The sequence below is a fragment of the Streptomyces sp. NPDC094147 genome (assembly GCF_044764265.1).
Taxonomy (GTDB): Bacteria; Actinomycetota; Actinomycetes; order Streptomycetales; family Streptomycetaceae; genus Streptomyces.
Map to the genome: position 1 here is coordinate 23,053 of NZ_JBIWHT010000032.1, position 8,808 is coordinate 31,860.

General features: G+C 65.3%; 8 protein-coding genes. 2 read left to right on the forward strand and 6 right to left on the reverse strand.

The window, feature by feature from the left end; translation table 11 throughout:
- Positions 1–23 precede the first annotated feature (23 nt).
- Positions 24–617 (reverse strand): short chain dehydrogenase, encoded by a 594-nt coding sequence (locus tag ACIQ8J_RS30660; RefSeq protein WP_403276120.1) that lies wholly within the window; start codon positions 615–617, stop codon positions 24–26.
- Between the two features lie 14 nt (positions 618–631).
- On the reverse strand, positions 632–1,075 hold the full coding sequence (locus ACIQ8J_RS30665; protein ID WP_403276119.1) for a nuclear transport factor 2 family protein: 444 nt from the start codon (positions 1,073–1,075) through the stop codon (positions 632–634).
- Between the two features lie 106 nt (positions 1,076–1,181).
- Between ACIQ8J_RS30665 and ACIQ8J_RS30670 the strand changes: the two genes are divergently transcribed.
- Entirely contained in the window at positions 1,182–2,096 is a 915-nt protein-coding gene (locus ACIQ8J_RS30670) for a LysR family transcriptional regulator (protein WP_403276118.1), read from the forward strand.
- Positions 2,097–2,523: 427 nt separating this feature from the next.
- Here the strand turns inward: ACIQ8J_RS30670 and ACIQ8J_RS30675 are convergent, their stop codons facing one another.
- A complete protein-coding gene (locus ACIQ8J_RS30675) occupies positions 2,524–3,633 on the reverse strand; it encodes a ParB/RepB/Spo0J family partition protein (RefSeq protein ID WP_403276117.1) in 1,110 nt (369 codons plus the stop codon).
- Positions 3,630–4,889 (reverse strand): ParA family protein, encoded by a 1,260-nt coding sequence (locus ACIQ8J_RS30680; protein ID WP_403276116.1) that lies wholly within the window; start codon positions 4,887–4,889, stop codon positions 3,630–3,632. The genes ACIQ8J_RS30675 and ACIQ8J_RS30680 overlap by 4 nt, the downstream gene beginning before the upstream one ends.
- A 999-nt stretch (positions 4,890–5,888) precedes the next feature.
- On the opposite strand from ACIQ8J_RS30680, the gene ACIQ8J_RS30685 reads away from it, so the two are divergent.
- Positions 5,889–6,074 (forward strand): hypothetical protein, encoded by a 186-nt coding sequence (locus ACIQ8J_RS30685; protein WP_403276114.1) that lies wholly within the window; start codon positions 5,889–5,891, stop codon positions 6,072–6,074.
- Between the two features lie 371 nt (positions 6,075–6,445).
- Here the strand turns inward: ACIQ8J_RS30685 and ACIQ8J_RS30690 are convergent, their stop codons facing one another.
- Together ACIQ8J_RS30690 and ACIQ8J_RS30695 are read right to left on the reverse strand one after the other, a co-directional pair.
- Complete coding sequence (locus ACIQ8J_RS30690; RefSeq protein ID WP_403276154.1) at positions 6,446–6,682, reverse strand: class I SAM-dependent methyltransferase; 237 nt, start codon at positions 6,680–6,682, stop codon at positions 6,446–6,448.
- 692 nt (positions 6,683–7,374) lie between these two features.
- Positions 7,375–8,223 (reverse strand): helicase associated domain-containing protein, encoded by an 849-nt coding sequence (locus tag ACIQ8J_RS30695; protein WP_403276113.1) that lies wholly within the window; start codon positions 8,221–8,223, stop codon positions 7,375–7,377.
- Positions 8,224–8,808: the final 585 nt, after the last annotated feature.

An 8,808-nucleotide genomic window follows, 5' to 3' on the forward strand; every position in this document is an offset into this window, starting at 1 on the left:
CTCGTTTGTCGACGCTCCGGCTGTCAGCGGAGGAGAGGGGTCAAGGTCTGTCCCTGCATCTCTCCTGTGACAACTTCGATGTAGGTGTGGGCGACGTCGCTCAACGGCGTGCCTCCACCGTTGTCCATACCGAGCTTTTCGAGCGTCTCCTTCACCCACCCTGGGCTGACGACGTTCGCCCTTACCCCGCGGGGCATTTCGATGGCTGCCGCCCGGACGAACGCCTCCAGTCCGGCATTGACCAGAGCGCCGAACGAGCTGCCTGGCGTGGGCTCTTGGAAGATGCCGCTGGTGAGCGTGATGGACCCGCCGTCCTGCACGTGGTCCAGGGCCCGGCGTAGCAGCTTCACCTGTCCCAGCAGCTTGCCTTTCAGACCGAGAGTGAACTCGTCGTCGGCAGGGGATGTGAGCGGAGTCAGCTGACCGCTGGCCGCGCAGCAGATGACCGCGTCCACCTTGCCGACGGTGTCGAAAAGGGCGTCGATGGAGGCCGGTATCTCCAGATCGACCCGTGGCCTGCTGTCGCGTGAAGCCCGTATCACCTCATGCTCGGTCTCCAGCGCGTCTGCGACCGCACGGCCGATGGTGCCGGTTGCTCCGATCACAATGATTTTCATGCTGTTTCCTTCTGTCATCGGGCGAGGCGGGCTGGAAGGGGTGCCAGCGGGAAGTTGGCCCAGACGTAGTTGTCCATCTGGTGCTGGTCGCCGCTGAGGTTGACCACTCGATCGACCTGGCCGTCGGCGTCGAAGTGCCATACCAGTGCCCACATCGTGTCGACCTGGCCCACGCCTTGGGTCGTCCAGCCTCGGTGGATGTCGACGACGTACTCGCCGTTGCTGCCGAGAAACACGGGTTCGGCCTGGAAGCCCGCCTTGCCGAGCTGGTCGAAGAAGCTGACCACTTCGTCGAGTCCGTGCTTGGTGCCCGACAGAGGGTGGTGGCCCGGGATGGTCCACTCGATGTCCGGAGCCAGGACCACGCTCATCTCTTTGACGTCGTTGGCGGCGTAGGCGGAGAAGAAGTGGGTGATGGCCTCGACCTTGGGGTCGGACACGGCTTCACTCGTCGTCATCTGGATGCTCCCCGGCGGGTTCGGTACCGGGCTGTCCCGGTCGCGTGATCAACGATCTCGCCGGGCCGCTGTAGTCGTCCAATACCCGCTTCCATAACCTGGCGGCATGGATATCGACACCCGTCAGTTGAGGTACTTCGCCGCCGTGGTCGAGGAAGGCAACCTCACGCGGGCTGCCGAGCGTCTGTACATCTCACAGCCCGCGCTGACGAAGCAGATACGGCAGCTGGAAGCCCAGCTGGGAGTGGACCTGTTCGTCCGTTCCCGCGCCGGGATGGCCCCCACCGAGGCCGGCGAGGCTCTGGCCGCCCACGCCGGCGCCGTGCTGACCGCTTGGGAGCGTGCGCTGCGCGTCACCCGGGCCGCCACGACACGGGCCGCACGCACGCTACGGGTCGGCTTCGTGGCCAGCGCCGCCAATGAGCGCACCCAGCCGATCATCGCCGACTTCGCCCGGCGGCGGCCCGGCTGGCGGGTCCAGATGCGGCAGACCGAATGGACCGACCCCACCGCCGGGCTGGCCACCGGCGAGGTCGACGTGGCGCTGCTGCGCCTGCCAGTGCCCGCGCAGAGCGACCTCGAAGTCGAGGTGCTGCTGACCGAGCCACGCTGGATCGCCCTGCCTGCGGGGCATCGCCTCGCAGCGGAGGACCGGATCCAGTTCCAGGATCTGTACGACGAACCGTTCGTTGCGACCCCCGCCGAGTCAGGGGAGTGGCGCGACTACTGGCTCGCGGCCGATGAGCGCGAGGGTCACCCGGTGCGTATCGGCGCGGTCGCGCACCACCCCGATGAATGGCTCAACGCGATCGCCCACGGCCAGGGCATCAGCCTCACTCCCGAGGCGACCGCCCGCTTCTACCAGCGCCCGGACGTCGTCTACCGGCCCGTGACGGGCGTCAGTCCCAGCCAGATCGGTGTCGCCCGGCCGCACACCCAACTGGTTGACGACGCCGTCGACGCCTTCATCCTTAGCTGCCGTGCCGTGTGCAGCGACACTGCCTCGCAGGCACTGGCCTGACCATGGACAGATGACCACGACCAAGCCGACATCACGCATTCAAGTTCAGTAGCTGCGCCTTCTCACCGGTGGCGAGAGCTCTACCGGCTATGCGGGTAGGTCTAGTGTGATCCGGTTGTGCGCGCCAGGACTGAAGATGCGGGCCTGGGCGAGAATGGGGGGAGGGACCTGCTCGCAGGGGCTGCGAATACGACGCGCGGCCGACCTGCCGCGGAATCCAGCCTGGGCGCCGACGCCCAAAGTCACGACGACCCGCACATCCCATCGCCAGATTCGTGCAGGCGCAAGAGAGCATGCTTCAAACCACCCGGCGAGGTGGCGGAAGGGCTCCGGTAACCGCCCCAACGGGGCTGGCCTTTACCCACTACGCTCCCCCGCCCCGCTCCCCCGCCTTGGCCCGGAGAGGGAGCGGCACCGGGTCGCTGGCTCAGGAAGCCTGTGCTGCGGGACGGCTCTTAACCGTCTCGCGGTTGTGCTGCTGCAACAACACTGTCACTTGGATCAGGACCGCAGGGGCCAGGCGTTCGATGAGCAACTGCGCGACGTCCTCCGCATCCCCGTCCACGTCGAGGAGCAGGCCCTCATCCACCGCTGCCGGAGACGTTTTCTGTCTCCGAGGTACCGGCAGCCCGGCAGCTTCCTCGGCCTCTGGCACCGCCGTGGGACTCACCGTCCGGGTGGCGGGGACACCGACGGTGGGTGGCGGCGGGGGGTCCTGACTTTCGGGGTTCGGTCGGTCCTTGCCGTCTATTACGTCGTAATAATCGGCGGGCTTGTTGGACGTCTCTGGAGGGGCTGGTGGCGCTGACTGATTCCTCTTGGGCTTCTCCTTAGCCTTGCGCTGTTCTTTGAGCCGGGCCAGCGCCGCCGCCTGCTCGTGTGGCGGCTTGGTGCCGACTTGGCGCAGCAGGTCGATGCGTTCCTGCCCGACGAGGCCTTGAAGTTCCTCGGTGAGCCCCAGCAGGGCAATCCTCTGGGAAACCCATCCCTGGGAGCGGTGAAGACGCTGAGCCACCGCGCTCTGTGTGCCATGGATCTTCAGAAGGCGCTGCAAGGCACGGGCTTCATCCATCTCGGACAGGTCTTGGCGGTGGATGTTGGCGACCAGGGCTGACTCGAGAAGTTCGTCGGCGTCCGTGCCCATGTCGTCATCGACCATCACCTTGAGCCGTGGCACGCCAGCCTCGCGCGCGGCGAACAGCCGGCTGCTGCCATCGATGACGACGTAGAGAGTGCCCTCTTCCAGCTCCCCCTCGCGCTCTGGGTTGGCTTTGACATAGGCGTCGCGGTTCATGATGGTCACGGCGACCTTCTGGCCGTGGTCACGCAAGCTCGCGCCGAGGTCGCTGACATCGCCAAGTTCGCTGCGGGGGTTGTCCGGGTTGGGACTGATCAGGCTGACGTCGACATCAGTGGGCACTACCCCCTCGGTGGGGGCGCCGGTAATGGCGGCCACGGCCGCGCGCCGGGCGCTGACCGACCGGGCCTTGCTGAAGGAGGCACCGCGGCCCATCTGCTCCGCTACGGACTTGCTCACGAGATCTCCCGAGCCATAGCGCGCATTGCCACGGCCTGCTCGCAGGTAGGGGCGAACGTCAGCAGTGTCTGCTTGCGGCGGACAGCCTTGAGCTGCTCGCTGAGCTGCGGGACGACGGCCACGACGCGTGGGTCCTTCACGTCCATCCAGTTCTTCAAAGAGGAGGTCGCGATGAATCCCTTGCCGGGGGAGTACTTGTTGACGACGATCCCGAGGTAATCGATCTCAATACCCAGGTCGTCGCGCAGATCCTCGATCTGAGACGTCAGCAGGTCGTACGCGTCGGCTGAGCTGTCTTCCGCCTCCACGACGATGAGCACGCCGGAGTTCTCGGGGCCCTCGCTTTCGCGGCGCCGCCCGTAGTAGATCGCGGCGTCCATGCTGAGCCCCAGGCTCGGCGGGCAGTCCACGATGATTTCGTCGTAGTCCTCCTCGATAGGTGCGAGGGCACGTTCCAGGGCGCCCTCGCGGGCACGTGTCCGGGAAAGGCTCACGTCCAGGAGGAATCCGTCCTGGCAGCCAGGGAGGAGGTCGAGGCGGCCACCGTAACGATCTTCCTTGATGGGGATGATGAGGTCGCGGATGTCGCCCTTGGCCTCCCCCGACATGTACTTGCCGAGGCTGTCCGCGTCCAGAGGGATTTCCTGCTGGCCGAGTTGCACCGTCAGGTGACGCTGCGGGTCGAAGTCGATCAGGAGCACCCGCCTACCGAGGCCAGGCAGCTCCTCGATTTCCAGGCTCTCCAAGTTCTGGCCCTCACCTGCCTCGTTAAGTTCCTCCAGCAGACGAACCAGGTACTTGTTGACGCACACAGGATGGAGCTGGTTGCTGTCCTCGGCAAATGCCGCTCCCAGGCCGGCGGCAACGGTGGTCTTTCCCACGCCGCCCTTCTGGTTGCAGACGATGCGGCGACGCACATGGGCGGGGCGTTCGACGTGCGGAGGAGGGTTCTTGTCGAGCCAGAGCTGGACGGACTGAGCGAGACCCTGGGTCAGGGAGACCCTGCGATCCGCACAGATCCCCTTGAACTGGTCCCACTGCCCTACCGGCAGGAAGGTGGCAAAGCTATCGGCGTTCGTGGTGACCACCGACGCAGGAGTGGCGGCCAGTTGGGTCCATGCCTCGATGCCCTGTTCCACGGCGTGCTGGATCTCGACGCCGTGCTGGGCTGCACGTACCTTGATGTCCTGCCGGAGCCATCCCGGCAGTTTGGAGACGACCTTTTCCCGGTCGCTGGAGGAGGCTGAAGAACTCATACCGGACACCTTACTAACTATGCAGCCAATGGCGAGTATCAACACGTTAGTTAAGTCGGTTCTCCTGTGTGGCGCCACAGCCCCGCGCTATTACGTCGTAATACCCCCGGCTGACGCCGCCCTCGTGACGGGCAGTCAGCAACCAGCCCCACCCAGCAGCCTCGGCACTATTACGACGTAATGCTCGGCGCCGCCCCACGCGCCCTCGCGAAGCCCCTCGCGCGTTCATCCAGCACGCTGGCGGTGTTACCAGCGGCACCGCCTGAGGCTGCTTGACGCTCGGCTTCGTTCTCTTTCCGTCGTTCTTCTGCGGAGAGTCCGTCGTTCTGCGCGCCGGCCGTTCGCCGCCCCTGGGGGGTGGGGCTGGTGATTGAGTCTCGGGCTGGAGCTTAACGAGCACGGCGCCGCCCCGACCGCACCCCCGGCTCTTTACGCCGTAAAGATGCCTCACAGGCTCCGCATCGACTCCCTGAGCCGAGAAGCGCCGAGGGCCCGCCGCCTGCTGCGGCAGGGCCTTCAGCTGGTGCGGTCACACGAATGGAGCACTCAACGCTGGTTCGCAGCAGCCGAGATGGCCTGTATGCCGTTCTGACGGCCTACCAGGGGGTCGAACATCGCGCCATACCGGCGACCTTGAGATCGGCCGCCTACGCGGCCTTTCCGTGGGTCAACTTTTGAGAAGATTGCGCCATTTCACCGTTTTCGCCCTGCGTCACGGCTGGAACGTGCCGGCCTCATGCCAGGGCCACGAGCGGTGAACGTTCGCCTTTGCCGACAGTCCGCAGCTGCTCCCAGTCGACGTCGGGGCGAGCGGAGGGCAGGGTGTATGTCTGTGTAGCGCATCCCCGAGGGCGCCATCCCTGCCCTCAGCGACCAGCGGAAGGAACAGGGCCAGAGCACCGTCCTGGAGCCGCCCGCCAGCAGCCGCCCGCACCAAAAGCTCGGTTACTGACTTCGGCCCGTCAGGGTGACTTTCGTGAAAGCCCTGATGCTGCCAGGGTGTTGGCGGTACAGGGCGTGTGGGCGCACATCAAGCACAGCCTGGCCAACCTCGCCGTCATGGCCCTCGATCATCTGGAGGTCATCGTCCGCCAACGGCTCAAACGCCTCCAGTACCGTCCCGAGGTCCTCAACGGTTTCATAGCCGGCACCGGCCTGGCCCTAGACACCCCAAGAACACCGTGACGAGCGAGATCCTCCACCAGGAGTGGTCAGGCCGTCCCTATCCGGTTGACGCACCCCCTCAATGCAGTCCGCCTGACTTCCAGGACACCACCGAACCCTGCAAGTCAGCCGCCGCGGGTCGCCCAGACCTCTACGTACGGCCCCCGGTCGACACCGTCGATCGTGAAGCCCGCCCTGGCCACCGCGGCGGCGAACTCATCTGGGTCCCACACGGTGTACCACCGTCGGCCGTCCGGTTCATCGAGCCAGCCTGTACGGCCGGTGGCACTCAGACACACGTATATCCGGCCCCCGGGCCGCAGTAGTCCGGCGAACTGCCCCAGCACATCCACCGCATCCACCACGTCGAGGTGGACGAGCGACGCGGAGGCTCAGATCCCATCAAACATTCCGGCCGGGAACCGCGACCCGACCTCACGCAGGTCACACTCAGAGGTAGGCGCATGGGCGTTGGCCATCGCCACGAACTCCGAATTAAGGTCAACACCACGCACTACATGCCCGTGCTTCCGAAACCTCGCAAGGTCACGGCCCGGACCACACCCTGCGTCAAGGATCAGCGAGGGCACAGGCAAGGAGCCCGCGAACCGCTCAACACGATCCGCCATCTTCGGAGCATGCACAGCCGCGTAATCGTCGGCGTGGCCGCTGTAGACGGCAACCGACTCAGCTACCGGGTCCGACTGCCCCCTGCGGGATGTGGTGCGTGACTTCACTCCCCCATCCTGAGCTGCCTCTGCACCACCTACCAGCGGCCAGAACGAAAAGGGATCAAGCTCATACACTCGCAGTCCAGGCGACAGTGCTCCGGAAGACGAAACGAGCGTCACCTGAAGCGCAGAGGTCAGTAACACCCGCGCCCGCTCCACCAGCCTGTCCTGCAATCCTCGCCGTACTTGCCTGCCGCCACTCCGCCGACGTGCGCTTGCTCGATCTCGTCCGTGGCCAAGGTCAGCAACTCACCGAAGCGGACACTGTCTTCAGGACGGGCGAACCGGACGCGTGTCCCGTCCGGCCCGGCTAAGCCATCCATCAAACGCTGCCTGGTGATGCCGGACGCTGGAGGAGGGGAAGGGCGCTTCCTCCGCTGCTTTGCCTTCTTCGCTATCTCAGGGAGCTACCCACCCCGCTCCGCACACACACCGCTCCTCGTCACGACTGTCGGCTCTCACGCCGGGCCGGTCGCATCCCGGTTCCTCCCCTCATGACCACCGCATCCCGAGGGTCGACAGCTCCTTCACCCGCTCAGGCGCGAGTTTGGCGGCCTCCACGCGCTGCTGACTGCCCCAGGCACTCAGCCTCACGGCCTCGCTGTTGGGACGTGCTCGGTGGTGGCGACTCCGCTCAGGTCCGCCCAACTGCCCGTGCCGCTTGCTAGTCCGGCAGGCGGCACGGGACCGGGTGCGCTTGGCCGGCTCGGCGGTGACGTCCAGCATGCTGGTGAGCATCCACTGCTGAGTCGCGTCAGCCCGGCCAAGCCGGTGCGCTGGGCGGCGGCCCACTTGCCCAGATCCTCGCCGTCCGCGATGGCCACACCGGTCTTGTCGGGCAGAGCGCCGCCGGCCTTGATGTGCGGCCAGGCCAGCTGGAAGGCGCGCTGCCAGCCGGCGCTCCACGCCGGACTCCAGCCAGGGTCGATGTCGTCCAGCGCCTGACGCCGCTCGTCAGTCAGGAGAGCCGTGCCGCCCTCCGGCTCGGGCAGGCCCTCGATGCAGCAGCGTTCGAGCTCGGCGGCCCGGCGTGCGGCCGCCCGCTGGTTCTTCAGCCAGCGACTTACCGGGTACTCGCCGACTACGGAGTCCACGGGTGCGGCCAGGCCCTCTTCAAAGCTGGCGTCGGAGTGCGACCAGACCATGCCGAGCGTCTGGGGCTGAGCTACGCGATCGGTGTCCAGACGACCGACGTTGTAGTGCCGACGGCAGTCGGTGACCCACACTCCCAGCGGGAAGTCGGTCGGGGACCAGTCGGCGGGGGTGCGGTAGCCAAAGGGCACGCGCAGGTCCTGGTGCTCCTGGGCGTAGCGCTGGGCGGCCTGAATGAGCGATTCCAGACCTGCGACCAACTCATCGCCGAAACCGGGGGCGTTCCCATCACTCGCGATGCCTCCGGCAACTCCCGACCAGCCGCCTTCGGTTTCGCGACCAACCACGGAGCCCGCGTGACCTTGACGACCTTCGCCGACAAGCCAGCAAGACTGACCCTTGACCTGGGAAGCCTATCGATAGACCTCTCTATCGTATGCGCGATATGACACACTTAGATTACACCCTGTGACCTATCTATCTATAACACCATGCTGCATACGATCACCCTCCCTTCTCAATACCCTTGACAAGATCGAGTAAGGTCCCCTACCACCTAACTTCTCGCCTACTGATCGACCTATCGATAGACCTATCTACGCTATCCCTCATGGCTCCATCGAACTTCACATCGAGCGAGCTATCGCGCTATCGATCAATCTAGCTATCCTTCTCGCTTCTATGTTTGCTACTGATCTATCTACCGGCGCACGCATCGATGTTGCTATCTATTTATGCATCTGCCCTGCTACCTAGCAGCCTTAGCTGCGATCTACCTTTTGACTCTCTCTTCTTGTCTGCTTCAGATCAATCTATCGACCGGTCTACTTAGCGAGCTATGTTCCGAGCGAGCGATCGGCGTTGGCTGCGATCGATTCAACCGTCGACTGACGGACGCTCATATCTACTCTGCGGACCACGCATCAACCCGT